Source organism: Desulfosarcina widdelii (genome assembly GCF_009688965.1).
Classification (GTDB): domain Bacteria; phylum Desulfobacterota; class Desulfobacteria; order Desulfobacterales; family Desulfosarcinaceae; genus Desulfosarcina; species Desulfosarcina widdelii.
Map to the genome: position 1 here is coordinate 333531 of NZ_AP021875.1, position 25561 is coordinate 359091.

General features: G+C 54.2%; 16 protein-coding genes and 1 pseudogene. 9 read left to right on the forward strand and 8 right to left on the reverse strand.

Features of this window, described 5'->3' with window-relative positions; genetic code table 11:
- Positions 1–86: 86 nt before the first annotated feature.
- Positions 87–1643 (reverse strand): methylenetetrahydrofolate reductase C-terminal domain-containing protein, encoded by a 1557-nt coding sequence (locus GN111_RS01590; RefSeq protein ID WP_155302070.1) that lies wholly within the window; start codon positions 1641–1643, stop codon positions 87–89.
- A gap of 271 nt (positions 1644–1914) precedes the next feature.
- On the opposite strand from GN111_RS01590, the gene GN111_RS01595 reads away from it, so the two are divergent.
- Positions 1915–2325, forward strand: coding sequence for a hypothetical protein (locus GN111_RS01595; RefSeq protein ID WP_155302071.1), 411 nt, complete (start codon positions 1915–1917; stop codon positions 2323–2325).
- A 56-nt stretch (positions 2326–2381) separates the two neighbouring features.
- On the opposite strand, the gene GN111_RS01600 is transcribed toward GN111_RS01595, so the two are convergent.
- Both GN111_RS01600 and GN111_RS01605 read right to left on the reverse strand, forming a co-directional pair.
- Positions 2382–3392, reverse strand: a complete 1011-nt coding sequence (locus tag GN111_RS01600; protein ID WP_155302072.1) for an NUDIX hydrolase — start codon at positions 3390–3392, stop codon at positions 2382–2384.
- Positions 3393–3687: 295 nt separating this feature from the next.
- On the reverse strand, positions 3688–5784 hold the full coding sequence (locus tag GN111_RS01605) for a hybrid sensor histidine kinase/response regulator (RefSeq protein ID WP_170302080.1): 2097 nt from the start codon (positions 5782–5784) through the stop codon (positions 3688–3690).
- Positions 5785–6119: 335 nt separating this feature from the next.
- Here GN111_RS01605 and fusA point away from each other — a divergent pair, with 335 nt between their 5' ends.
- Together fusA and GN111_RS01615 are read left to right on the forward strand one after the other, a co-directional pair.
- Entirely contained in the window at positions 6120–8207 is a 2088-nt protein-coding gene (gene fusA, locus GN111_RS01610) for an elongation factor G (protein WP_155302074.1), read from the forward strand.
- A gap of 1 nt (position 8208) precedes the next feature.
- Positions 8209–9087, forward strand: coding sequence for an AAA family ATPase (locus tag GN111_RS01615; RefSeq protein WP_231715643.1), 879 nt, complete (start codon positions 8209–8211; stop codon positions 9085–9087).
- Between the two features lie 223 nt (positions 9088–9310).
- Here the strand turns inward: GN111_RS01615 and GN111_RS01620 are convergent.
- From GN111_RS01620 to GN111_RS01630, 3 genes and pseudogenes are all read right to left on the reverse strand, one after another.
- Positions 9311–10390: pseudogene (locus GN111_RS01620) on the reverse strand (IS4 family transposase); the annotation flags it as partial.
- 416 nt (positions 10391–10806) lie between these two features.
- The gene (locus GN111_RS01625; protein ID WP_155302076.1) at positions 10807–12039 is read right to left on the reverse strand and encodes a M48 family metallopeptidase; all 1233 of its coding nucleotides are present in this window, start codon (positions 12037–12039) and stop codon (positions 10807–10809) included.
- A gap of 108 nt (positions 12040–12147) precedes the next feature.
- Entirely contained in the window at positions 12148–14382 is a 2235-nt protein-coding gene (locus GN111_RS01630) for an alpha/beta fold hydrolase (protein ID WP_155302077.1), read from the reverse strand.
- Positions 14383–14967: 585 nt separating this feature from the next.
- On the opposite strand from GN111_RS01630, the gene GN111_RS01635 reads away from it, so the two are divergent.
- The 5 genes from GN111_RS01635 (at position 14968) to GN111_RS01655 (ending at position 21427) form a co-directional block, all read left to right on the forward strand.
- Complete coding sequence (locus tag GN111_RS01635) at positions 14968–15396, forward strand: NIL domain-containing protein (protein WP_155302078.1); 429 nt, start codon at positions 14968–14970, stop codon at positions 15394–15396.
- A complete protein-coding gene (gene mnmA / locus GN111_RS01640; protein ID WP_155302079.1) occupies positions 15393–16430 on the forward strand; it encodes a tRNA 2-thiouridine(34) synthase MnmA in 1038 nt (345 codons plus the stop codon). The genes GN111_RS01635 and mnmA overlap by 4 nt, the downstream gene beginning before the upstream one ends.
- A gap of 235 nt (positions 16431–16665) precedes the next feature.
- Positions 16666–18009, forward strand: a complete 1344-nt coding sequence (mtaB, locus tag GN111_RS01645; protein WP_155302080.1) for a tRNA (N(6)-L-threonylcarbamoyladenosine(37)-C(2))-methylthiotransferase MtaB — start codon at positions 16666–16668, stop codon at positions 18007–18009.
- Between the two features lie 327 nt (positions 18010–18336).
- Complete coding sequence (locus tag GN111_RS01650) at positions 18337–19614, forward strand: MFS transporter (RefSeq protein ID WP_155302081.1); 1278 nt, start codon at positions 18337–18339, stop codon at positions 19612–19614.
- 595 nt (positions 19615–20209) lie between these two features.
- On the forward strand, positions 20210–21427 hold the full coding sequence (locus GN111_RS01655) for a formylglycine-generating enzyme family protein (protein ID WP_170302081.1): 1218 nt from the start codon (positions 20210–20212) through the stop codon (positions 21425–21427).
- Positions 21428–22099: 672 nt separating this feature from the next.
- Here GN111_RS01655 and GN111_RS01660 read toward each other — a convergent pair.
- Positions 22100–23158: a sigma-54 interaction domain-containing protein gene (locus tag GN111_RS01660; RefSeq protein ID WP_231715644.1), complete on the reverse strand. Its 1059-nt coding sequence runs from the start codon at positions 23156–23158 to the stop codon at positions 22100–22102.
- 37 nt (positions 23159–23195) lie between these two features.
- Positions 23196–23564 carry a response regulator gene (locus tag GN111_RS01665; protein WP_155302083.1) on the reverse strand — a complete coding sequence of 123 codons (369 nt, stop codon included), beginning with the start codon at positions 23562–23564 and terminating at the stop codon, positions 23196–23198.
- 616 nt (positions 23565–24180) lie between these two features.
- Between GN111_RS01665 and GN111_RS01670 the strand changes: the two genes are divergently transcribed.
- Positions 24181–25524: a sigma 54-interacting transcriptional regulator gene (locus GN111_RS01670; protein ID WP_155302084.1), complete on the forward strand. Its 1344-nt coding sequence runs from the start codon at positions 24181–24183 to the stop codon at positions 25522–25524.
- Positions 25525–25561 lie beyond the last annotated feature (37 nt).

Here is a 25561-nt window from a genome sequence, read left to right on the forward strand (position 1 = left end):
CCTCCGACCTCCGACCTCCGACTTCCGACCTCTGTCTTCAGTCATCCGACTTCGGTCATCCCACATCCCTCATCCATCTTTCATCCTCACTCCTCCACCAGCAACCGGCAGGTCGCCTTCCTGCAAAATCCGGCAATTTCATTCCCGCTGCTCTGGTGATCCCGGCCCAGGTGAAAATTGATCCAGGAAGAGGTCTCGTCCAGTTCCCACATGCGCGGTGGTACGCAGCCCTCGCACATCTGTTTGATTTCCCCTTTGGCGGCCAGCCGGTTGTGAGCGCGGAACCAGACGCACGGTCGATCCGGATGTACTTCACACATGCCGTCGCGGCTGCCGCCGCAGGCCCCGTTGCGGGTGTGCTTGGGGCATCCCCATTCGGGGCACAGAAAGCCGACATGCTGGATGGCGCAGTCGCCGCATTGCCGGCATCCCAGCAGCATGCGTTTGATGGGGTGCTCGATCAGACGAAGAAAGAGGCTGCCGGCGATGTTGCCGTCCAGGGCGCTGCAGATCGCTTTGTACAAAGGGGCCAGGAAAGAATCGAAATCGAAAAACAGGTTATGGGAGACTTTCATCAGGGGATACAGAATCCGATCGACCACCGGCAGCGGCCTGGGTGCCAGTCCCAAGGTAGTTTTGCTCGCCGTTTCGGGCGGCGTCTCCCGGAACGCATAAAAACCGTTGGATTGTGGATAGTTGAAGCGGGGCAGCCATTGCTGCCAGTCGTCGCCGATCTGCTCCATGCGGTCCAGGATTTTGCCCACCGTGGCAAAATCCCGGTGAATGCCTCCGATATGAATGCCCCGGTAACCGAGCCCTTTCAGCACGGCTCCCAACCGGGCCGCCCGTTCGATGGCAAACTTGCGGCCTTCCTGCTTGTCTTTCCACTCCTTTTCAACGGAGTGCAGTAGATCATCGGTGACGACGGCTCCCGGCACCCGTCCCTGGTTCATGATGCGGGCCGCATGGGGGCTGAGCACATAGACCGATCCCAGGGTGGGGACGTCGATTCCCATGTGCCGCTGAATGCCGATCAATTCCTGGAATTTACGGGCGTCGTAGCCGAGCTGGGTGATCAAAAACTGGGCCCCGGCGGCAACCTTGCGGCTCATTTTTGCATACTGGGCCACGCATTCGCCTTCGGTTCGTTTGAAGGGCGAAACCGCACCGCCGGAGAAAAAGCTGTCCGGGTCTCCGGCCGCATTGATGCGTTTGCCGATCAGATTCAGCATGATGTGCAGGTTGACCGAATCGATGTCGAACACCGGTGCCCCCTGGCCGCCGAAACCTTTTCCGGAATAGTCGCCGGTAAGGGCCAGGATGTTTTTCATGCCCATCATGGCGAGCTGCAGGGCACGGCTTTCCATGCCCACCCGGTTCATGTCCCGGCAGGTAAAATGGACGATGACATCCATGCCGATGGAGAAAATCCGGTAGCCGATGGCATCGGGGCTCAAGGAAGGGTTGCCTCCGGGATTGTCCGTGATGGAAACGGCCGAGACCCGGCCGTCGGCAAAGGCGTCTTTGGCAATGCCCATGACCGTGTCCACGGATCTTCCCGTGGACTCCCGGCCGGGCACCAGTTCCAGCGTCACGACGAACCGCCTGGAATCTGAAATGTCGTTCTGAAAAACCCTTAGCATCAGTGCCAACCTTTTTTATCAGCCCCGAATTCGGGGGAATGGTTATTTAAGTTCAATCTTGAAAAAGATTCTGAAAGGACCTATTTTAACCAGTTGGGTTGCAGCGGACGTGAATATCTCCAGCGGCAGGGCTTTTCGTTGGCGCGATTTTCAGGCCTGCATGCCATCCAAGAAAACAGTACTATCGCCGATTAAAACGGCTTGATCAATGGATATGAAATGGCTCTGCTTCATTATCCATAAAAATGATTATGAAAAAGGTGCAAATTTCGTGAATGATTTCAATGAACATAAATGGCCGGCGGTAATTTTCTTTGTGACCTGCGGGCTCTTTTTTTTCGGCTGCGTCTGGTACCTGTGGGCCGGGGCGACGAACCCGGAGTATTACTGGCAGCCGTCCGAAGCCCTGGCCCTGGAATCGCCGGAACCGTTTTTGGAGAAGAACGAATGCGTTCTTCTGACTAAAAATAAGGGGGTCCGGGTAAACGGCGCCCGTGTCGTATACCGGGGCAGCCGCAACGGCGCCCTTTTGCTCGATCTTTACGTCCTGCAACTCGACCCCCACTATGGGTATCCCCACAAAATCGAGGAAGACCAGGCCCGCAAGGGCTTCCGCATGGGAGAAGAACACTACAAGGTCCTGGCGGCCAGTGACGCCAAAATCAGTCTGCAACGGCTGTAAAACCAAAAAAATCTGCAGCTCATAGTCGATAGCTCATAGGGAATTCGAAATTGCTATCAGCTATCCGGATTCCTTACCGGACGAAAAACGCCTCCACTGAGCCACAGTCGGGAAAAGGGCGCCCCCACCGGCAGCACATCCTTTTGCAAACGGTACTCATCGACGCGCACCGTGTCGCGCTCATAATCCGGATCCCAGGGTTGCACGAGCAGGCCGCCTTTTTCAAGGGGCCACAGGCGCGGCGTGATCGCTGCCGGCCACGTGCGGTTACGGGCCTCGACGACCATTTCCCGCAAGTCGGCAAAGGAGAGCATCTGGTGCAGGGTCACCAATGCCGGCGGACTCAAGGGCAGCGATCCGTCTGAATTTTTTGTCAGCGCTTCGCGGGGGGAGATCCATATGCCGTCAACTGTTTCACGGTTGTCCGGACGGCATCGTTGATTCCTTTTTACAGGTGCTATGAAAAAACAGGTGTCGAATCGTTTGGGCATCGACTGCGGGGTGATCCAGCGGCTCCAGTAGGCCATTTTAGAGGTTGAGAGGATCAGATCCCTGGTCCCTGCCAATCGTTTGAACGACAGCCCTCCAGCCGGCCGGCGGTTAGCCGGGTCTGTACACGGATCCGCTTCTGTCATGCCGGACTTGATCCGACCTTCAGGAAATGCACTGGATTCCGGCCTTCGCCGGAATGACGGAGAATTGAAATCTTTCGTTGCCGGAGCAGTCGCAGGGCCGCCGCCCCTTGCCATGGGCCCGGCCAGCAGCACCCCGGCTTCCTCCCAGGTTTCCCGGATGGCGGCCACGGCAAAGGGCAGGATCGTTTCCGGCCTGCCGTTCAAGGCCGCAGGCATCTCTTTTTCCGACAGGTCCACGTGGCCCAGCCAGAAATCGGTATCCCGATCTTCGGCTTCCAGGCGGCCTCCGGGAAAAACATAGACGCCGGGCATGAATCGGCTCGCGGCACTGCGCCGCAACAGGTAAAGTTCCATTTCCGATTCGTTTTGTCGGACCAGAATGAGGGTGGCGGATGGCGTCGGTGGGGGCGGCTGTTGGGGTACAATGGACATTGATGACGCGAACCATGATGTAAGGTTTTATCTTGACCCTGGCCAAGCGAAAACAACCCTCTTTTTGAACGTCGACCATCGAACATCGAACGTCCAATATCGAATAATGAGCTCGCTTTGCTCCTTATTCACGCGAACCCTGGAACCCCTGGCCCCTCGAACCTTTTCCCTTTCGAAAATCCCAAACCACATCTCCTATCTCACATCCCACATCCCACATCGTCCATCCAACATCACTATCATTTGTAACGCCAACCAACCCGACAAACTCAACCAACCAAACCAACTTAAACTGTCACCCATCCGCCGACTCATGGCGGCCATTGTCGATCACCTCCCGGATGGCGTGGGAAAGTTTTTCCATGCCGAAAGGTTTCTGGATAAAGCCGTTGCAGCCGCGATCGATAATGGCGGCGGCGTCTCCCATGGCATATCCGCTGGCCAATAAAACTTTGATGTCGGATCTGATCGTGCGCAGCCTGTCGAAGACTTCTCCGCCGCTGATGTCCGGCATGATCAGGTCCAGGATGACCAGGTCGATTTTTTCGGGGTCGTCCTGGAAAACGCGGATGGCATCTTCCCCGCAGCAGGCCTGGATGATCGTATACCCCATTTTCCCGAGCATTTTTACACCGATGTCCAGGATGTACGGCTCATCGTCAACCAGTAGAATGGTTTCCGGGCCTTTGAGGATTCCCTTTGGTGCCGGTGCAGCTTCTTTTGCGGTTTCCCGGGAAACGGGCAGATACACGCTGAAGGTGGTTCCGCGGCCGGTGTGGCTTTCGAAATCCACGATCCCGCCGTGGTTTTTGACGATCCCGAATACCGAGGCCAGCCCAAGCCCAGATCCGCATCCGAAATCCTTGGTGGTGAAGAAGGGATCGAAAATTCGGTGGGAGATGTCCGGAGCGATGCCCTTGCCCGTGTCCGTCACCGATATCCTGACATAATCGCCGTAGTTGACTTCGAAGGGCTTGACGAAGTTTTCGTCGATGGTGACATTCTGGGTCTCCAGGTAGAGGTCCCCTTTTTCCTCCATGGCCTGCCAGGCGTTGAGATACAGGTTGATCAGTACCTGTTCGATCTGACCGCGATCGGCGGAAACCATGCGAACCAACGGTTCGTAGGTTTCGTGGATGCGAATGGACTTGCGCGTTCTGCCGAACAGCTTTGCCGTTTTGGCCACCAGTTCGTTCAGGTTGACCGGTTTGACCACATACTTGCCGCCCCGTGCGAACCCCAGAAGCTGACGGGTGAGATTGGCGCCGCTGTCCACCAGCTGCTCGATGCTGCGTATATTTTCGTAAAGCGGGTGCCAGCGGTTGACATCCAGGTACATCAAAGAGACGTTGCCCTGAATCCCCATGAGCAGGTTGTTGAAGTCATGGGCAATGCCCCCGGCCAAAGTGCCGATGGCTTCCATCTTCTGGGCCTGGTGGAGTTTGGTTTCCACATTTTTTTTCTCGGTGATGTCGATGCCGACCCTCTGGTACTCCATGGCGTTGTTTTTTTCGTTGAACAGGGCCCGGTCGGTCCACTGGCGCCAGACGGTTTCGCCGGTTTCGGTCCGGCTGCACTGCTCATGGGTGACCATGGGTTTTCCGGGATGCAGCCGATCCAGACGCTTTTGCATGCGCTTTTTTTCGCTGGACGGAAAGAAGTCGAAAATCGATATGGAACCGAGTTGTTCGTCGGAAATCCCGTAATGGTTTTTGAAACGCATGTTGGCAAAGGTGAGACGGCCGTCGGGAAGGTACCGGCACACCAGGGCCGGCATGTCGCGGGAAACGGAGCGGTAGCGCTCCTCGCTCTCTTTGAGGGCCTTGACCGCCCGCTTGCGCTCCTCGATTTCATTGCGAAGCTGGATATTGGCCTTTTCCAGGGCTTCGGTGCGCGACGCCACCCGGCGTTCGAGGCGGTCGTGGGCCTTTTTCAACTCCGCTTCGGCGCTTTTCCTGTCCGTGATGTCGTGGGTGACCACCACGGCATGGGTAACGCGGCCTTCATCGCTGCGATACGGGTTGTAAGTGACCTGAAAGCAGCGCAGCTCCTTTCCGTCGAACTTGAACCAGTCTTCCGAACTGGCCACGTTGCCGGCGAAACAATGGTCAAGCTTGGGCTTGATGATGGTTTCGAACTGCATTTGGCCCCAGACATCGGCCACCGTCCGGCCGACGACGTCCCGGGGGCGCTGCCCCCGTGCCCGGCAGTAGGCCTGGTTGACGCTTTCGTATCTGTAATCGCGGTCGATCATGGTCAACAACTGATCTGCCGCGTTGGCGATAAATTGCGTTTTGCGCCGAACCTCTTTTTCGTTTTCGAGGCAGCGCAGCTTTTCCTGCAACGCATTGTTCTTCGCGACCAGTTCATCCATGGTGAGATTGTCGTTCATATTCCTATGGGGATCGGGGGTTAATGCAAGACCCATCCATAGAACGGTTTGTTCGGTTCGTCAATATGCGTGAACGGTTCGTTTGGATGTCAGAAATCGGTTAGCGGTGATTATTTTGTTGACATCCCTTTAAACAACACTATATTAGCGCACCAGCAAGCTGATCGTTGAATCGAGGTCCCCCATCTGGTGTTGCAGTTCCAGCCAAATGAGGGATCTTTTTTTGTCGCAGTGGACGGTTTCGTAAAAACCCGATATCCGCGTTATTCGATGCCGTCACTTAAACCAGGAGCGCTTTGATCGAACAGATACCGCGCTCGAAACCAGAGGGTATTATGGCAGCAAGCATCGAGAAAATCAGAAACATCGGCATCAGTGCCCATATCGACTCGGGTAAAACCACCCTGACCGAGCGGATTCTGTTTTACACCAAACGGATCCACGCCATTCACGACGTGAAGGGCAAAGATGGGGTCGGGGCCACCATGGACTCCATGGAACTGGAAAAGGAGCGCGGCATCACCATCGCTTCCGCCGCCACCTACTGCGAGTGGAACAACCACGAGATCAACATTATCGACACCCCCGGCCATGTCGATTTCACCATCGAAGTGGAACGCAGCCTGCGCGTTCTGGACGGCGCCATTCTCGTGCTCTGCTCCGTGGGCGGCGTCCAGAGCCAGTCCATTACCGTGGATCAGCAGATGAAGCGCTACAAGGTTCCGTGCATTGCCTTCATCAACAAATGCGACCGCAGCGGTGCCAATCCGTTTCGTGTGGTCAAACAGCTCAAAGAGAAATTGGGCCACAACGCGGTCGCCATGCAGATTCCCGTGGGACTCGAAGCCGGGCATGAAGGCGTCGTGGATCTGGTTGCCATGAAGGCGCTTTATTTCGACGGCGACAAAGGAGAGACGATCCGCGTGGAAGAGGTACCCGAAGCGCTCATGGAACAGGCCATGGAAAAACGCGAAATCCTTCTCGACGCGGCATCCATGTTTTCCGACGAATTGACCGAGGCCATTCTGGAAGAGGCTCCGATTTCTGAAGAGATGCTGATCGGCGCCATCCGCAAGGGTACCCTGGAGCGTCAGATCACGCCGGTTTTCATGGGTTCCGCCTATAAAAACAAGGCCGTCCAGCCGCTTCTGGATGCGGTCACCCAACTGCTTCCCTGCCCGTCCGACATCACCAACCAGGCGCTGGACCTTGACCAGGACGAGGCCCAGGTGGAACTTTCCTCGGATCCGGCCGCACCCACGGTGGCGCTGGCTTTCAAGCTGGAGGATGGCCAGTATGGCCAATTGACTTACATCCGCGTGTACCAGGGGACGCTGGCCAAAGGCGACACGGTGGTGAACGTACGCACGGGCCGCAAGATCAAGATCGGCCGCCTGGTGCGCATGCATGCCAACCAGATGGAAGACATCGCCGAGATTTCCGCCGGCTACATCGGCGCCCTGTTCGGTGTGGACTGTGCTTCGGGAGATACCTTCACCGATCGCGACCTGAATTTGACCATGACCTCGATGTATGTGCCGGAGCCGGTAATTTCCCTGGCCATCGTTCCCAAGGACAACAAGGCCGAGATCAACATGTCCAAGGCGCTCAACCGGTTTTCCAAGGAAGATCCCACTTTCCGTACCTTCGTCAGCGAAGAGACCGGCGATACGATCATTTCCGGCATGGGCGAGCTTCACCTGGACGTGTACATCGAACGCATGCGCCGGGAGTACAAAGCCGAGGTGACGACCGGCGCTCCCCGGGTGGCCTATCGGGAGACCATTACCCGTCGGTCCGAGTTCAACTACACCCACAAGAAGCAGACCGGCGGTTCGGGGCAGTTCGGCCGGGTTGCCGGTTACATGGAGCCCCTGGAAGGTGCGGACTTCGAGTTCGTCAATGAAGTCACCGGCGGCGCCATTCCCACGCCGTTCATTCCAGCTTGCGAAAAGGGATTCAGAAACTGCCTGGCAAAAGGACCCAAGATGGAGTTTCCCGTCACGGGCGTAAAAGTGGTGATCAATGACGGTGCTGCCCACAGCGTGGACTCATCGGACATGGCTTTCCAGGCCGCCGCCCGAGGCGCTTTTCTCGAGGGCTACATGAAGGCGGCGCCGGTGATTCACGAACCGATCATGAAAGTGGCCGTGGAAACGCCCACCGAGTACCAGGGGGCGGTCATGGGATCGTTGAACCAGCGCCGCGGCATGATTGTGGGTTCCCAGGAAGAGGGCCCCATGTGCGTCATCGAATCCCAGGTGCCCCTGGCCGAGATGTTCGGATATTCCACGGTGCTGCGCTCCCTGACCCAGGGAAAAGCCCAGTTCACCATGGAGTTCGCCACCTACCGGCAGGTCCCGCAGTCCATCGCGGAAGAGATCGCCAAAAAGCGCGAGGAAGAGAAAAAGAGCGTTGCCTGATATGGGTTCGATGATAACCAAGGAAGATACGGACGAATGGCGACAGGCCCGGAAACGGGCCCGAAAAAATAACTACCCATCCCTGGCGACCGCGAACAGCGTCGCCGCCGACCGACCTGCATGGGGCACGGGACCGCGACCGATCGGGGCCAGGGTGATCAACCTGAAAGAGAGGAATCTGGATATGCTTAAAAACGATCTGATCCTCAGAAATCCGCTCAGACTGATGGGCCACGAAAACGAAGCCATCGTTCCCGAAGGGGGCTTTGGAGCGGTTCTGGCGCGTGCCGGTGTCGGTAAAACGGCCCTGATCGTTCAAGTGGCTCTGGACACCATGCTGCAGCACAGAAATGTGCTCCACGTAAGCCTGGATGATCCCGTCGAAAAGGTCAATTTATGGTACCAGGAGGTGCTCAACAGCCTGGCCCACCAGTACCACGTGCGGCAGATCAAGGACCTTTGGGAATCCATTCAGATGAACCGCTTCATCATGACCTTCAAGGTGGAGGGCTTCAGCGTTCCCAAACTGGAAGAGCGGGTAAAGGATCTTACCGAGCAGCAGATTTTCAATCCGCACATGGTGATCATCGATGGCCTGCCCTTCGATGAACGCTTGAGAGGCCCCCTCGAGGGCTTGAAAGCCTTTTCTGAGAACCATCGCCTTCGCCTGTGGTTCACGGTGACCACCCACCGGCACGAGGAGCCGGCCGCCGACGGCCTGCCGGTCCAGTTGTCCGCCGTTGCCGATCTGTTCGACGCGGCCATTCAACTGCAGCCGGAAGGCAATAAGATCCACATCCGCAGCCTCAAGGGCGGACCTGCCGAATCCCGCGACCAGCTTCTGGATCCGGCCACCATGCTGATAAAGGATCCGCAATAGGATTTTTGAGGATTCGAGGGTTCGAGGATTCAAGGGGTCGAGGGGGCAATGATGCCGTCAACCCTTGAATCCTGGACCGCTTCCTTTTGCGTAAATCCCAAATCACAAACTCCAAGTTCCAAATAAATTCAGTAACTTCCGGTTAAGTTATTGCACTAACGTTTTCTAATTTTGGCTCTTTTTCATATCGCTGATCACCGGCATCCACAGGCCAGCATCGCAGTTCATTTTCGATCTGAGTACGCAACTGCCTCACCCGCCGGATGGATACCTTTTCCTTAAAATGGTTGTGACAGTATATGGCCAACAACAGATAAGTGATCAGGCCTGAAAGGATCTGGACCATGAGGCCATAGGAACTGCGGGCAATCAGATGGTAGACCTTCAGGTGTCTTTTCCACCAGGCAAAAAAGTTCTCAATGTTCCAGCGCAATTTATACGCCTGTGCGATCTGCTCCGACGATAAATCGTAGCGATTGGTGGCAATCCAGTATTTGACACGGTCGACTTCGTAACCCACCAACCGTAAGGGGCGTTGGCTCTGGTTTATACCCGCGGTACCCAAAAGTACCATGCCATCGAAGAAAACAATGCTGTCAGCAGGTATCGCGTGCTGAGAGACGATCTTTTTCTTGGTGCTGGCCTTGATTCGGCAAATAAACAACTGATCGTTTTCTTGCCATTGATCGAACAGTTCGTGGCATTGATATCCACGGTCCAGAACCCCGGTTTGCCCTTTCGAAAGTATCTTAGAGACAAAAGGCCTTTCCGCACCGTTGCCGTCGGTGAGATAAACTTTCCTGGGAATGGATCGATTCAGGTCAAAGCCGACATGAACTTTTGCCTTTTTGGATGCTTTTCGATAATCGGCCCAAAGCATGGATAAGGTGCCATCAATCAAGGAACCGTCAATCCCAACCAATTGGCCAAGCTCCTTATTGGCCTCCGGTAACAAATGGGATGCTTGCTGTTGGAGATTTTCGAATACATGTAAGAACTGATCAAGCCCACGCGTGTTTGTGGCCTCGGAGAAACTGCTCTTTTCAATGCCATCTTCAGGAGCAATATGTTCTCTGGCAAAGTTGTCTTCTTTGAGAGTTTGCAAAAGGTGTTGTGCCGATGTGTGTTCTTCAAGATGGAAAAAGACCAATGCCCGCAGCTGCTCCTCGAAAGACATTTTCAAGGGGCGATTCCCTCTGGATTGAAGTTCAGGCATCGTATTCATGGCATTAAGAGCAGGTTTCAATAAGTCGAAAAAAGAAATGGAGCTTGGCTTTTTGCATGGGTGAAATGTGCGCGGCATGTATAACCTCCTGTAATAATGAGTTATACAAAATCGCGCCGCTTATTGACCGCTTGTTGTCAAGCATAAAATTGCGTCATTACAAAATAATCTCAAATGCTTATATGCAAAAGCCTATCCGGAAATTACTGAAATAAATTACAAACTTCAAATCCCAAACGACTGACCCCAACTCTCACATCCCAAATTGCATTGCCCTGTCTACCTCGCATGGCGGGAATTCATACGAGATCCCCCAAAGCTTTTTTAGGACGCGGATAAACGCGGATGAACACGGATCGGTTGCTACGCAAGCCTGCGGCTGAAACCAATCAACCAATCAAACGCTAAAAACTCTCCGCGCCCTCCGTGACTCTGCGGTGATTTCTCCAATCGCATATCGCACATCCCAAATCCCAAAGCTCACATCGCAGATCTCAGACCTTCTGCAGTGCTTCAATCCGCTGCATCACCGGGGGATGAGAGTAGTTCAAAAACACGTAAAAAGGATGGGGCGAGAGATTGGAGAGGTTGTGGACGCTGAGCTTTTTGAGCGTCTCGATCATGGCGCCGGCGTTGCCGGTGGTTTCGGCGGCAAAACGGTCGGCCGCATACTCATGGATGCGGGAGATCCGCTGTACAATCATTCCGAGAAAAAAGTCCAGCGGCGCGTAGAGCAGGCCGAAGAACACCAGCCCTGCGTGAATGGACGGTTGATTCACGTAAAAAGCCTCGAACAGAGCCGGCGTGTTGATTGTCAGGGACATGAGAAAGAGCATAATTCCGGTCTGCAGGATGCCGATCGTCATCATTTTCAGGATGTGCCGCATCTTGTAATGCCCCATTTCATGGGCCAGCACGGCCACCAACTCTTCTACAGGGTGCTTGGCAATGAGGGTGTCGAAGAGCACAATACGACGATGGCGTCCGAACCCCGTGAAAAAGGCATTGGATTTGGACGAGCGCTTGGAACCGTCCATCACATAGATGTCTTCCAGAGAAAAGCCGATGGAGGCGGCGTACGCCATGATGGCATCTCTCAGTTCTCCTTCTTCCAATGGTTCGAAGCGGTTGAACAGGGGCATGATCCAGGTCGGGGCCACAAACTGGACGCCGATCATGAACACCGTGACCAGCAGCCAGCACCAGAGCCAGGCCGCATCGCCGGCGTACATGAAAAAAGCCAATACCCCGCTGAGCAGGGGGACGCCGAGAAGGACAGCCAACAGCAGCGCCTTGAGTCGGTCCTTGACCCAGGTGGACAGGTTGGTCTGGTTGAAGCCGAAGCGCTCTTCGATCACGAAGGTAGCGTAGAGGCTGAACGGTTGATCCACGATGGCTTTCAATCCAACCAGCAGCCCGATGTAGGTCAGCCCCGTGGCGAGCGGCCCCCAACCGAGGGCCCGTGTCCAGTTGTCGATCAGGGCAAAACCGCCGCAAAACCAGAAAATCAACAGCAACAGCAAGTCAAACGCCGCAGAAAATTGTCCGAAGGCGGTGTTGGTGCGCAGGTATTCCTGTGACTGTCGGTAGGTTTCCGGTTCGATCACTCCTTGAAAGGGCTTCGGTATATTGTTGCTGATGACCCGCAGGTTCAGTCGGTCGGCCGTCAGCTGCAGTACAAATTCGGCAATGAAAAAAACGAGAATGGTCCAGGCGATATGGTTCATGGGTTGGTTTGTTTTATTGGTTTGTTGGTTGAATTGGTTGATTCGTTTGATTGGTTAAGTTGGTTTTGACGCATGAAGCCAAATAACCAACCAACCAACTAACATGACTTAAAAACTCCGTTCAAGGAGGTTTTCACCTTCATTTTTTTCGGGAGATGCTTCAGCGGTCGCCGGCTTCAAAAGGGGAGCATTGCCGATCTGGTCAACGAAATTGCCGATGGTCCGGTACACCCGTTCGGATCCTTCCCCCAACAGGATGCCGTGGCGCTGAAAATTGAACATGACCATCTGTTTGTCTTTGGATCCCAACAGCTTGAATATTCTTCCGGTTCCCTTGGGATCGACCACCGGATCCTCCTGGGACTGGATGATCAGGGCCGGTTGTGTGATCAGGGGCAGACGCGGCTCCAGCGAGGCCATGAGGCGCTCCAGTTCGCGAATGCCGGAGATGGGGTTTTTAAGATAGTTGATGTGGGGGTTTTCCGGGTTGTTGTCCACAAAGGTTTTCTTGGCCTCGTCCATGTGAAACCGTTCCATCATTCGATTCCAGGCATCCACCGCGGGGACGAAACGGGCCGCTATATCCTGAAGCCGCAGCGGCGCGGAAACGGCGAAAACACCGGCAACTTCCGGTACCCGCTGGGCAAGGTCCAGGGCCAGACCGGCGCCGGTGGAAAAGCCGCCGGCGATCACCCGCCGGCATAAGCTGCCGATGATCGCGTACCCGGCATCCATGGATTCGATCCAGTCGGAAAAACGACAGGCGGCCAGATCTTCCGGGGACGTGCCATGGCCTTTCAGGCGGGGCGTGTACACCCAGTACCCTCTTTTCCCCAGGAACCGGGCCAATCCCTTCACTTCTGCGGGTGCGGCCATGTATCCATGGGCCAGAACGATCCCGATCCGGCGGCGGTCTCCGCGAATCAGGACGGGACGGGCTATGCTGGGCGGTTTGGACACCTTCGGATCGGCCCAGGCGTCATAATCGCGATTGAAGTCGTCCAACGAACGCCGGAGGAGAAGACGGGCCACCTTGCGTCTCAGCCAGAACTCCGGCAGCCAGCTCAAACGGGAAATTTTCTTCTGCAGGCGGGTCAGCGGTTCGACCTCGTTGGCGATCACCGCAATGGGGTTGTCGATGCGAAAGCGGTGGAAATCGAACATCGCGGCCAGGCGGGCAGGGTCCTTTTCCAATGAGGTTCCCCTGTTTTTTACCACACATTTTTCGATGGCAAAGTCCATAAATTCGGAGAAATGGCGGTAACGGTCGTCGGTGAGGAGATGGACCTGGTCTTTTTCAAAATTGTTGTGGAAAAAATAGCCGCTTGTCGCTTTGTCGCTCTGGGACGCCAAAAACACCCGGCGCTTTAAATTGTCCGTGTCGATATGCCTGACGGGCAATTTTTTCAGGCAGGAGGCCAGCAGGTGGTCGTGGTTGACGGTAGTCATCCGGTAGATGTCGGCCATGTAGCGCTGCATGATCTTCAATGCCGCGCGACGCATATGTTTTCGCGAGGATAGGGCGTCGTCGAAACCGATCCGGCCGGGATCGCGGATATCCTTCTGGATGCGTTTGCTGCCGAGATAATCGGAAATTTCGATGGGCTGGCCGAAGCGGATATCGATATCCACACCGGACAACAGCATGTCTCCTTCGGTGATGATTTCTTCGGTGACCCGCTGGGGAAGGCCCTTGACCAAAAGTTCGGTCAGGCGATTGAGCGCATTTTCCCGGGCCCGCAACGGATAGTAGGTGAGGTTGACCGGCACGATACAGGTGGCTTGCCGGCAGACGGCCTCCATCGATTCGAGTTGAAACAGATCGATCAAGCGCTGGGTTTCCTCGGGGCTTTTGTCCATCAGGTCCAACAGGCGCTGGCGGTAGAACTCGGTTCTCAAGGCCAGGGCGGCCGCACCGGTATGGGGGGGATGCTTGCCGCCGGCATAGGAAATCATGAAGCGGCCTTTTTCCATGATTTTCTTGTTTTTGACCATGCGGCCTTCGGGAAAGATCAACCAGCTCGCTTCGGCTGTGAGCAGGGTTTTAACCATCAGGCGATCCCGGTCCGGCGAGCGGGTGGAAACGGCGCCCAATTGTTCCAGATAGCGCCCGAACCTGCCGACAAACAGCTCCGATGCGGCCAGGGCCCACACCGGCCTGCCGGTCAACCGGTGAAAGTGGTAGGGCAGCAGAAAGGTTTCGATGCGTGTGAAGTGGTTGACCGTGAAGATGGTTGGCCCATTGGGGATGCGCTCCGCGTCGTGGATGTTCAGGCGGGCGCGGCTGAGGCCGGCGATGGTTTTGATGGCCAGGCCGGTGGTGCGGTAAGCGAAAGGGTTCATGGATGGTTCCGTTGGAAAGTCAGTCCCGTTGTGACCATGATTATCGGTGGTTTAAAACAAAAATTGACGGATTCGTAAAAAGCCCGATATCGGCGTTACGCTTCATCCTTCGTCACTGCGGAGTATCATAAATACGCTGCCTACGGCACCCGCGATAGCGGTATTCTCAGGATTCGCAAGCCTTGATCTCGGGCTTTTTACGAATCCGTCCGAACAGCAACTTTTTACGAGTTCATCAAAAAATAGTACGCGGATTTTCGTAGATGCACGCGCGGATCAAGCAGTTATCGTTTTAATTCAGCGAAGCTGACAACGGTTACGTCCGATCCGTGTTCATCCGCGTTCATCCGTGTCCCCTTAAACAGGTCCCCAGCGCCCGGAGCGACATGGTCCATCCAGCCACCCAGCCATCCAGCCAACCCAACCAATTCAACGAATCAAACGAAGTCAACCAGTCGAACCCACCTGAACCTTAATTGACCCCTCGAACCCTATAATATGGTTTCCCCCCGAGGTTGACTTAATCCAATTAAAAACCTAAATTACATGCCTACTACAATAAAGTAAAGGTTCGTGGAGGCTCACGTGTACTCGAAAATACTCAAATTGCGGTTTCCCGTCACGGAAGTTCAAAAACCGATCGTCTGCACGCTGGCGCGGGAATACGATCTTTTTTTCAACATTCTCAATGCCGGTATCCTTCCAAGAAAAGAGGGATTCATGGTGTTGGAGATTTCCGGCAGCCGCAAGGATTTTAAAGCGGGGGTCAACTACCTGAAAGAGCAGGGGGTGGACGTACAAAACGCCTCCAGCGAAATCAAACGCAACACCAGCAAGTGTACTCACTGCGGCGCCTGTACCGCCGTGTGCCCGACCGGTGCGTTGCATGTCAAAAGGCCGGAAATGGAAGTGGAATTCGATCAGCAGAAGTGCAGCGTCTGTGAACTCTGCGTACCTGCCTGTCCGCCGCGGGCCATGGAAGTGCGTCCCACCAATCAGCTTTTTTTTGAATGACCGGTCCCATTGCCATTGCACTTTCCGGGGGCATCGATTCCCTGATCGCCGCCTGTCTGCTCAAAACGCAAGTCAAAGAGGTCTTCGGCCTCCACTTTCTAACGGGGTTCGAAAAACCGATCGATCCGGGACCGACGCAAATCCAGGCGCTTTTTCAGCCGTTGGACATTCCGGTGCAAGTCGTCGATCTGAAGGTCCCGTTCAGAAAATCGGTCGTGGATTACTTTGCCGACGCCTATCAAAACGGAGAGACGCCCAATCCCTGCCTGGTATGCAACCCGACAATCAAGTTCGGTGTCCTGCTCCAGAAAGCAATCCAGTTGGGATCAACCCATCTCGCGACCGGCCATTATGCGCGGGTTGAGATAGGGGCTTCCGGTCGATATCGACTGCTAAAGGGCGTCGACGGCGGCAAGGATCAGTCCTATTTTCTCGCCCGCCTCACCCAGGATCAGCTTGCCCGGGCCTGTTTCCCGCTTGGCTCCTGGACCAAGGACCAGGTCAGGGCACTGGCTTTAGAAAAAGGGCTTGCTCCGGTCGTCCGTTCCGAAAGCCAGGACGTCTGTTTCGTGCGGGATTCCAGCTACGCCGATTTTCTCGTGAAGACCGTCGGTATGGAGCCCAACCCGGGAGAGATCGTGGATATGCAGGGCCGTCGTGTGGGAACCCACCAGGGACTGCATCGCTACACCGTAGGACAGCGGCGGGGCATCAACTGTCCGGCCAGCCGGCCCTACTACGTGATTCGCATCGATGCCCGGCACAACCGCCTGGTAGTCGGATTTAAAGAGGAGCGTTACAGCTCCCGATGCCGGGTTCGGGACATCAACTGGATTGGCGATCCTCCCGACGGGCCGCTGGCCGTGGATACACGGATTCGCTACCGGCACCAGGCTGCCGCATCCACGGTGACGCCGGACGAATCGGGTGGGGCAACGGTGCGGTTCGAACAGCCGCAGTCCTCGGTAACGCCGGGCCAGGGTGCCGTGTTTTATCGGGGGGAGGAGGTTGTCGGTGGTGGCTGGATTGCTTAGTGTCCACCCAGAAGCGGCATCTTGTGGCCCATGCCGGCGTTCTCGCTCCGTTGAAATCCTCGACGTAGCGCTGCTACGCCTCCGGTTTCAACCTCGTTGCGGCCTTGTCGTGTCGTAGATCCCGCTTTGCGGGGAACCACAAGCTACCACTTCTGGACGAACACTGGATTATGGACCATCGGCGAAAGAAAAACCAATTGAACCAATATAACAAACGAACCAACAAACTGTTTTCATGAAAAAACTCCTTATCAAAACCCTCGGCTGCAAGGTCAACCAATGCGAGTCCGAGTCCATCTGCAATGCCTTGCTGGAATCGGGGCAGGGGTTTACCTGCCATGAAAGCGGAGACGCCGACGTGGTTGTCGTCAACACCTGCACGGTTACCGGTAAAGCGGCCATGCAGAGCCGCCAGGCGGTTCGCCAGGCCATCCGGGCAAATCCAGGGGCCCGGATCGTGGTCACCGGCTGCCATGCCCAGATGGCGCCGGAGGAACTGTCCGGCATAGAAGGCGTCGACCTGGTTGTCGGAAACCGGGATAAGCACGAGATTGCAAATCAGATCTTATCCGGCCTTACGAAGACCGGAAGCCGGATTGCTTCAGTAACATGTCTGGATGTTGCCGGTGTGGATCGATTTGAGATCCTGCCCGGCATCGCCCATGGTAGCCGAACCCGCCCGTTTATCAAAATCCAGGACGGCTGCAACGCTTTTTGCACCTACTGCATTGTGCCCCATGCCCGGGGCCGGAGCCGCAGCCTGCCCATGGAGCAGGTCCTGAACCAGGTTGAATCCTTGGCAAAGCTGGGATACCGGGAGGTCGTTCTGACCGGCATCCACATCGGCTGCTACGGACAGGACCTGAGGCCGGAAACCAGTTTGTACGACCTGCTCTGCCGCATTCGGCAGGCCGGCGCCATCGAACGGGTTCGGGTCAGTTCCATCGAACCGGCTGAGTTGTCCGATGCCGTCATTGACCTGGCCGTCGCGGATGAAAACTTACCCGGCCGGCTTTGCCGACATTTTCACATCCCCCTTCAAAGCGGGGACGACGGGATTTTGAAACGCATGCACCGCCCTTATGGCCGGGACGACTTCCGTGACCTCGTCCACAGGATTGCCGACCGCATTCCCGATGCGGCCATCGGCGTGGATACCCTGATCGGTTTTCCCGGCGAGACGGATGCGGCTTTCGACCAGACCTATGAGCTGATTGCGTCGCTGCCTGTTGCCTATCTGCACGTTTTTCCCTTTTCCCCCAGAAAGGGTACGCCTGCGTATTCATACGAAAACCAGGTGCCCGTTCAGACGATTAAGGAGCGATGTCAACGCATGCGAAGGTTGGGTGTGCAAAAGCGGCGTTCTTTTTACGATCGCCATGTCGACCGAACCGTCACCGTGCTGGTGGAAGAGACCCGCGATAAAAAGGACGGACGCTTGAAGGGATTGACGGACAACTATATTCCCGTGCTTTTGGCTGGACCGGACGCGTTGGCCAACACGTTCCAAGAGGTTGAGATTCAGCGGATTACGGCGGATGGAGTGGTGGAAGGAAGGGTTGTTGGTGGTCGGTTGTAGGTCGAAGGTTGAAGGTGGTAGGTGGTCCGTGGAAGATTGAAGGTGGAAACTGTGAAAAGCAGAAGTGCGGAAGCTAAGCGCTTGGAGCTTGGCGGGAAGAGAAAAGACCACCGCAGAACGTTGAACATTGAACCTCGATCGTCCAATAGTTGGTTGAGTTGTGGGTCGTAGGTTGTTGGTTGCAGGTAGTGGTTGGGCAACCCACAACCCACGACTCACCACCCACAAGCTACAATTTTCGACTCATTGAACCCTGATTTTATTCACCCAACAGTCAATACGGAACCATTGAACACAATCAACGCAACAAACCCGGCAAATAAAAGCATGCCCCCCATGACCGTCGGCCTTTTCGTGTGGGGCTTTGGCGCGCTGTTCTATCTGCTCGGCTTTTTCCATCGAGTCGCCCCGGCGGTGATAACCTCGGAATTGATGCGTGATTTTCAGATCAGCGCCGCGGCTCTCGGCAATCTCTCGGCATTCTACTTTTACAGCTACGTTTTCATGCAGGTTCCTACGGGCATCCTGGCGGATCGATGGGGACCGCGCCGCCTGCTTACCGCGGGAGCATTGATCGCCTCGGTGGGGGCCGTGATATTCGCACTGGCTCCGACTTTTGGATGGGCCGGCGTCGGTAGATTCCTCATCGGAGGTTCGGTGGCTGTTGCTTTCGTGGGCCTGCTCAAGGTCGCCGTGGGGTGGTTCGCACCGAATCGTTTTGCACTGGTGTCCGGCCTGGCATTGTTCTTCGGTATTGTCGGCGCCGTATTCGCCGGGCCCCCGCTGCGAATCCTCGTCGATCATTTCGGTTGGCGGTCCGTGGTCCTGTTTTCAGCGGTGACGACCCTGCTCGTCGGCGCCGGCACCTGGCTTTTCGTGCGGGATTATCCCCATGAAAAAGGGTACCTGGATTTTTCCAATCCACCATCGCATGCGAAGCAAAAGCCGGGATCGGGAATCCTTGCGGATCTCATCGAGGTGTTCACCTATCGAAACACGATCCTGCTTTTTCTGATTCCCGGCGGCATGGTGGGCTGTGTGCTCACATTTTCCGGTTTGTGGGGCGTGCCTTACCTGGCGACGGTGCACGGGACTTCACCGGCAGTCGCAGCTACGCTTACATCCTTGCTGCTGGTCGCCTGGGCGGTGGGCGGTCCCTTTTTCGGCTGGCTCTCCGACCGTCTTGGGAACCGGAAATCTCTCTATGTTGCCGGGTGCGGCATTTCAGTGATCGGGTGGATTGTGATCGTCATGGTCAACGGCCTTTCGTTGGTCTCGCTGAGTGTTGTACTTTGGGTCACCGGATTTGCTTCGGGAAGCATGATCATCAGTTTTGCCTTCGTCAAAGAATCCGTTCCCGTGCGCCTATCGGGAACGGTTTCGGGCGTCGTCAACATGGGTGTCATGACCGGACCCATGATTTTACAGCCGGCGGTAGGCTGGGTCCTGGACCGTATGTGGGCGGGAGATATTGCTTCCGGTGTGCGGGTTTACAGCATTGACGCCTACCGCAGCGGATTTGCGTTGATGCTGGCCTGGATCACGCTCTCCTTTGTACTGCTCTTTTTCACCCGCGAAACCGGTTGTCGACAGACGGTGGAATGAATAACTGAAGGGCTCAATGGGTTTTATTGGTTGGTTGAAAGCGGTGAGATGCTAGATGCGAGATAGGGGATATGGGATTTGAGATATGGGATGGGGGCAGCAAAGAGCTGAGAGCCAGGAGAGAAGAGCAAAAAAATTGAATTGGACGCGGATTTTCACGGATACACGCGGATAAAGCATTGTTTTTTTTCAGCGAAGCGGATTCCTTTTTGCCCTATCCGTGTTCATCCGTGTCCCATTAAAAGGTCTTTCAGCCGCAGGCCACAAAACAATTTTTAATGATGAATTGTGAATTTTGAATTAATGCTCTGAAATCGTATAATAATTAAGAATTCAAAACTAAAAATTCAAAATTAGCGTTGTCCGTGTTCATCCGCGTTCATCCGTGTCCTATAAAAAAACTTGGGCATCTCGAACGACGTTCATGGGTCTGTGATTGGGCTGATTCGTTGATTGTTTGGATTCGTGTGCGGTAGGTGGTTCGTGGATGGTTGTCGATAGCCGGTGGGTTACCCACGACTTACCACCAACGACAAACAACAAACATTATACATCCGTGTCCAGCAAAGAATCTGAAAAGAGGGAGTTGCATTCAATGAGACCAAAAGAGATCAGCCGTCGACTGAATCGGCTCCAGGAACGGTTGCAGGCAGGTGCAATCGATGAGGCGTGCCCTCTGGCCCAGGAGATTTTTACCGAACTGTTGAAATCCGTGTACTCCCAGGTCCGCGGTCAGGCCTCTCCGGCAGTGATGCGTAAATTGTTGGAACGGGAGATTGAAATTGGTGGGGAAAATGGCGATTTCAGGCATTTCGACCGTCAGAAGATGATCGATCTGTTTGTCTCCAGAGACCAGACCGGGAAGGCTGAAGCGCCGTCCTTTTTAAAATCCGGCCTTTCCGGAGCCGTTGACCTGAAAAAAATTTCAGACCGGCTCGAAAGCGAAGCGAAGCCATCATTGGCAGTCCTGCGATTCATCCATGCCTGGCTGCGTCTTTTTGCCGAGGAGGCCGAGATCATCGATCCTGATATGGGGCCGGACATGGACGGTCATGTGTCCTCCAGTATTATTGCGGAACCGTCTGCAAAAGATGGGCGGCAATGTGTTCAACCCGGCAATCCCTACACGGATCCGGTTACGGGTATGACCTTCGTGTGGGTTCCCGAAGGAACTTTTTCCATGGGAGACACCTTCGATGAAGGTGCGGATGACGAAATGCCGGTCCATGAAGTTACGCTTTCGTCCTTTGCCATTGCCGCGACGCCGGTGACCCAGGCCCAGTGGCAGCGTCTCATGGACGAAAATCCTTCCAATTTTGCCGGTGACGACCATCCGGTGGAACAGGTGCCGCTGGCCGATGTCATGACGTTCATCGATCGGCTCAACGCGCAGTCGCCGGCAGGCTTTCGCTTCGATCTGCCGTCTGAAGCCCAGTGGGAATACGCCGCCCGCAGCGGCGGGAAAAACGAACGCTATGCCGGCGGCCAGGAATTGGAAACGGTAGGATGGTTTGCGGACAACACCACCACCGGGGCGACGGCAGCGGTAGGCCGGAAACCTCCCAATGCGCTGGGACTCTACGACATGAGCGGCAACGTGTGGGAGTGGTGTCGGGATATCTACCTTTCCGACGCCTACCGTCGCCATTCCAAAAATGATCCGGTGGTTACCCGGGGCGGCCGGGACAAAGTCATTCGCGGCGGAAGCTGGCATCTGGATGCCTGGAGCGCCCGCTGCGCCCGACGATTTCAATTCGATCCCGAATTGTTCGGCCCGGCGTTGGGATTTCGGGTGGTGATGGAAGCGGTTTAAGGAACGTTGGTTGGTTTGGTTCGTTCTGTTGGTTAAATTGGTTGGGTCACAAATGATGGCGGATCAAATCTGAGATGTGGGATCTGAGATCTGAGATCTGGGATGTGAGATCTGGGATGTGAGATCTGGGATGTGAGATCTGGGATCTGGGATGTGGGATGTGGGATGTGGGATGTGGGATGTGGGCAGCAAATAGCTTAGAGCGGGGTGCTAGGAGAGAAGAGCAAAAAAATGAATCGGACACGGATTTTCGCGGATACACGCGGATAAAGCATTGTTTTTTTCAGCGAAGCTGATCCCTTTTTGCCCTATCCGTGTTCATCCGTGTCCCATAGAAGTTTTCAGCCGCAGGCTGTTAGAAGTTGTCCGTATAAGTCAGAGTGTGTCCGCGGCCAAAAAAATAGCCACCGACCCTCCTCCCAAAGGCAGAGAACGCAGAGAAGATCGGGAAAAAATAAATTGGACACGGATTTTCGCGGATAAACGCGGATCAAAAAAAGTTGTGTGACCTCCAGTCGAAAAAGATTGTATTCATATTTTCGGACGGCGGCGTAAAACGTTCGAGATCAAGGCTTGCGAAGCCCGAGAAATGAGGCGTACATGAGAGTACTCCGCAGTGAAGAGGGGTGAAGCGTAACGAAGATATCGGACGTTTTAGGATGCCGGAAATGATTATTTTTCCGGCGGAACGATATTCAAATCACTAATCTTATAAAGCAGCGTTTTGTAACTGATCTTCAATATCTTCGATGCCTTGCTGCGATTCCACTCGGTTTTATCGAGCACGTGGGAAATGATTTCCCGCTCCACCATTTCCACTGCTTTCTTTTTGGCGGTTTTCAGCGAAAAAGATTGTTTTTCCGGTGAATTTTCTCCTCCCAGATCGAGTATCCTGGCCAGCGAAGCATGATGATTCAATTCATCGGCACCACCATCCTCCTTGGCGACGAATTTTTCGCTTTCGAAAAGCTCATCAACGATCTGGGTACAGTCCCCTAAAACCAGCATCCGTTTGAGAACATTTTGCAGCTCGCGGACATTGCCCGGCCAGCTGTAGGCGCACAAGCGATCGATCACCGAGTCGTCCGGTTTGGCGATGTGCCGGTTGTTGAGCATGGAGGTATACTCTTTGATATAGAAGTCGATGAGCGGGGGGATGTCTTCAGGGCGGTCGCGCAGCGGTGCGATGAAAATTTTGATGATGTTGAGCCGGTAATAGAGATCCTCTCGAAAACGGCCCTCTTCGATGTCTTTTTTCAGGTCGTGGTTGGTTGCGGCAATTACCCACGTGTCGGCCCGGACCTCCTTTTCGGAGCCGAGGGGAGAGAATTCGCCGCCGCTTTGCAGCACATGCAGCAGCTTGGCCTGGAGAGGAAGCGACATGTCCCCGATTTCATCCAGCAGCAACACACCGCTGTGAGCCAGTTGGAATTTGCCTTTTTTCTTTTGTTCCGCTCCGGTAAACGCCCCGCGCTCGTAACCGAACAGCTCGCTTTCCAGCAGACCTTCGGGCAAGGCCGCACAGTTGATCTTGATGAACGGCTTGCCCAGGCGGGGCGATTTCTGGTAGAGATTCTGGGCAACGACTTCCTTGCCCACGCCGCTTTCGCCGAAAACGACGGTATTCAATCCTGTGTGAGCCACATGTTCGATCAGTTCCCGAACCCGCTCCATGTTCTTGCTCACACCGATAATGGGCGGTCCCATCTTAGATTTTGACTGTTCGCTCATCGTCTACCCGAAAACCATAAGAAAATTCAATATGCTGTCATTTCAAAAGCTTCTTCGCCAGCGCTTCCAACTCAGGCAGTTTAAACGGCTTTTCCAGCACGTAATCGGCATGGGCTTCCTTGGCCAGCGACTCCGGATGTTCCCCCCAACCGGTGATGGCGATGACCGGCGTGTCGGGGAATTTTTTTTTGACGATGGAAATGATCGCTACGCCGCTGATGTTGGGCAGCACCAGGTCCGTGATGACCAGGTCGAAGGAGGCGTCCTTGGCTTCAATATATTTCAGCCCGTCGAGGCCATTGGCCGCTGAAGTCACTTCATAATTTTTCTGGGTGAAAAAATTGGTCAACGCCGTGAGGATCTCTTCGCTGTCGTCAATAATTAAGAGTTTGAAAGGCTTTTTCATTTCAGTCTCTTATATTCTTTAAAGAAACGTCCAATTTATGTCGATATATATGAATGTTGATCAAATGGCAATAGTTCACTTTGATTTGTTCAATCGGTTTAATTGGTTACATTGCTTCATGGCGCGAAGGTTGCAGAGATGGCAAGGCCCCGGATCGGGCATCCTTTGGTTTATCTTTCTCGCCTGCTGCCCGCCAGGTAATGTGTGCCCATGATCGCTTTCAAAAAAAGCTCATTATTTCCGTCTTGAGGCCGATAAAAACGTAACACCTGATTTTTATACTGGAATTACAGAAAAGCAAATAGAAAAGTGGAAATAGTTTTCATAATATGTAATAGAGGTCCACTATCCTGCGGGTTCTTTGGCAAATCGTTGATCGGTCGGACAGGTTGTTCTGTTTGCTATGCAATAAATATATTTATTAAAAACAGGCTGATACATTATTAAACGCAGACATGTTTCCGATAACTATTCGAGTGTACTGTCCTGGCATATCATTTGAATAATAGATTCCATTACGTCCGAATAATTGTAAAGGATCTGTCGTTAGCTTAAATTTTTTCAAAAATTTTAATTTTTAACTCGCTTTTTAATTTTCAAGTTTGGGTGACTTTGTATGCCCCAGGTAACCGCCACAGTGCTGGATCGTCATCAGCCTCAAAGAGACGAAATCCGCAATCGTCTGTTGCGATGTGGTGTCTTGCCCATTTGTTTCCAGGATGAGTGGATTTGCCTGGAAAATATCCATCACATCCGACCCGATTTTGCCCTGTTGCGCACCGATTCCTATGCACGAACCTTTCGATTCGTAAACATCGCCAAGGCCATCCGAAGCGATTTTCCGATTTTGGTTGTTTCAGAAAAAAATGATATCGAAGGCTTTGTTCAAAACAACTGGCTGGCAAATCTTCGGTTTTTGCGATATCCCGCCAAAGATGAGGAATTTAAAGGCTTTATCGGATTGCTGGGTGATGGGAAACAAACGCAGCATCCGCAAGCTCTGGTGGCAGCGTCGGCCGAAAGAAAAAGATTGATGCAGGAGTTGCCCCTGTTGGGGTTGTCCAGGGAACCCATTCTCATTCAGGGTGATCGCGGCGTTGGCAAGAAATGTATTGCCAGGGCGATACACGCTTTTTCGGTGGCCAAGTATGCACCCATTGATTTTATCGATGCCAAAAAGGTTACCGGAAAATGGATTCGAGAAACAGGAGAAAGATTCCGGGGCGTGTATCATGGCGACGGGAAGGAAACCCTTACGGTACAGGTAATCAAAAATATCGAGAAATTGCAGCCATCGGTTCAATCCCAACTGCTTTTGTTGATGGAAAATGTCAATTGCAACGGCATGGGGCACAAAAAAAACGGTGTGTCGGCCCCTTTTATTTCCATGGCCGGCGATGATCTGGATGCCTTGGTGCAATCCGGGACCTTCAGGAAAGATCTATATCATCGATTGAGCGTGTTGAAACTGACGGTACCCCCACTTTGCGGACATGACGACGATATTTGTGCCATGGCTGAACATTTCGCCGCCCGCCATGGCATCCGAACCAACGGCGGTATCTGCCGCTTGCCGGATACAATGATGGCCAATTTTACTGCGTACCACTGGCCTGGAAATATTTCCGAACTCAAACAAACGGTTGTGCAGACGATATCCGCCGTCCAACAGGGGGAATGCCTTGATCATGCAACTGGACCTTGCAACTGCAACGTTCAAGGAAAGAACAGGCAAGGAGTCGCTGCCTGGATCGATGCCGAGGATATCCGTAAATATCTGCAGGAAAATGCCGATATCTCGCTGAAAAAGGCCAAAACACGGTATGCGGCCAAGGTCGAGAGGAAAATCATGAAGGCGGTGCTGGCCCATACCAAAGGGAATTGCAAGAAAGCCGCGGTCTTGTTGAACATCAGCTACAAATCGATGTTGAACAAGGCCAAAGCGTATCGGTTGGTGTAAAAAAGGTTAATTGGTTTTGTTGGTTGTATTGGTTCGT

Bases quoted from the DNA above. Each gene is read 5' to 3' on its own strand.
- GN111_RS01665 (WP_155302083.1), bottom strand. From the start codon at position 23,564: ATGAAAAAGCCTTTCAAACTCTTAATTATTGACGACAGCGAAGAGATC.
- mtaB (WP_155302080.1), top strand. From the start codon at position 16,666: ATGAAAAAACTCCTTATCAAAACCCTCGGCTGCAAGGTCAACCAATGC.
- GN111_RS01630 (WP_155302077.1), bottom strand. From the start codon at position 14,382: ATGAACCCTTTCGCTTACCGCACCACCGGCCTGGCCATCAAAACCATC.
- fusA (WP_155302074.1), top strand. From the start codon at position 6,120: ATGGCAGCAAGCATCGAGAAAATCAGAAACATCGGCATCAGTGCCCAT.
- GN111_RS01625 (WP_155302076.1), bottom strand. From the start codon at position 12,039: ATGAACCATATCGCCTGGACCATTCTCGTTTTTTTCATTGCCGAATTT.
- GN111_RS01600 (WP_155302072.1), bottom strand. From the start codon at position 3,392: ATGTCCATTGTACCCCAACAGCCGCCCCCACCGACGCCATCCGCCACC.
- GN111_RS01590 (WP_155302070.1), bottom strand. From the start codon at position 1,643: ATGCTAAGGGTTTTTCAGAACGACATTTCAGATTCCAGGCGGTTCGTC.
- GN111_RS01650 (WP_155302081.1), top strand. From the start codon at position 18,337: ATGCCCCCCATGACCGTCGGCCTTTTCGTGTGGGGCTTTGGCGCGCTG.
- GN111_RS01605 (WP_170302080.1), bottom strand. From the start codon at position 5,784: ATGAACGACAATCTCACCATGGATGAACTGGTCGCGAAGAACAATGCG.
- mnmA (WP_155302079.1), top strand. From the start codon at position 15,393: ATGACCGGTCCCATTGCCATTGCACTTTCCGGGGGCATCGATTCCCTG.
- GN111_RS01660 (WP_231715644.1), bottom strand. From the start codon at position 23,158: ATGAGCGAACAGTCAAAATCTAAGATGGGACCGCCCATTATCGGTGTG.
- GN111_RS01655 (WP_170302081.1), top strand. From the start codon at position 20,210: ATGAGACCAAAAGAGATCAGCCGTCGACTGAATCGGCTCCAGGAACGG.
- GN111_RS01615 (WP_231715643.1), top strand. From the start codon at position 8,209: ATGGGTTCGATGATAACCAAGGAAGATACGGACGAATGGCGACAGGCC.
- GN111_RS01670 (WP_155302084.1), top strand. From the start codon at position 24,181: ATGCCCCAGGTAACCGCCACAGTGCTGGATCGTCATCAGCCTCAAAGA.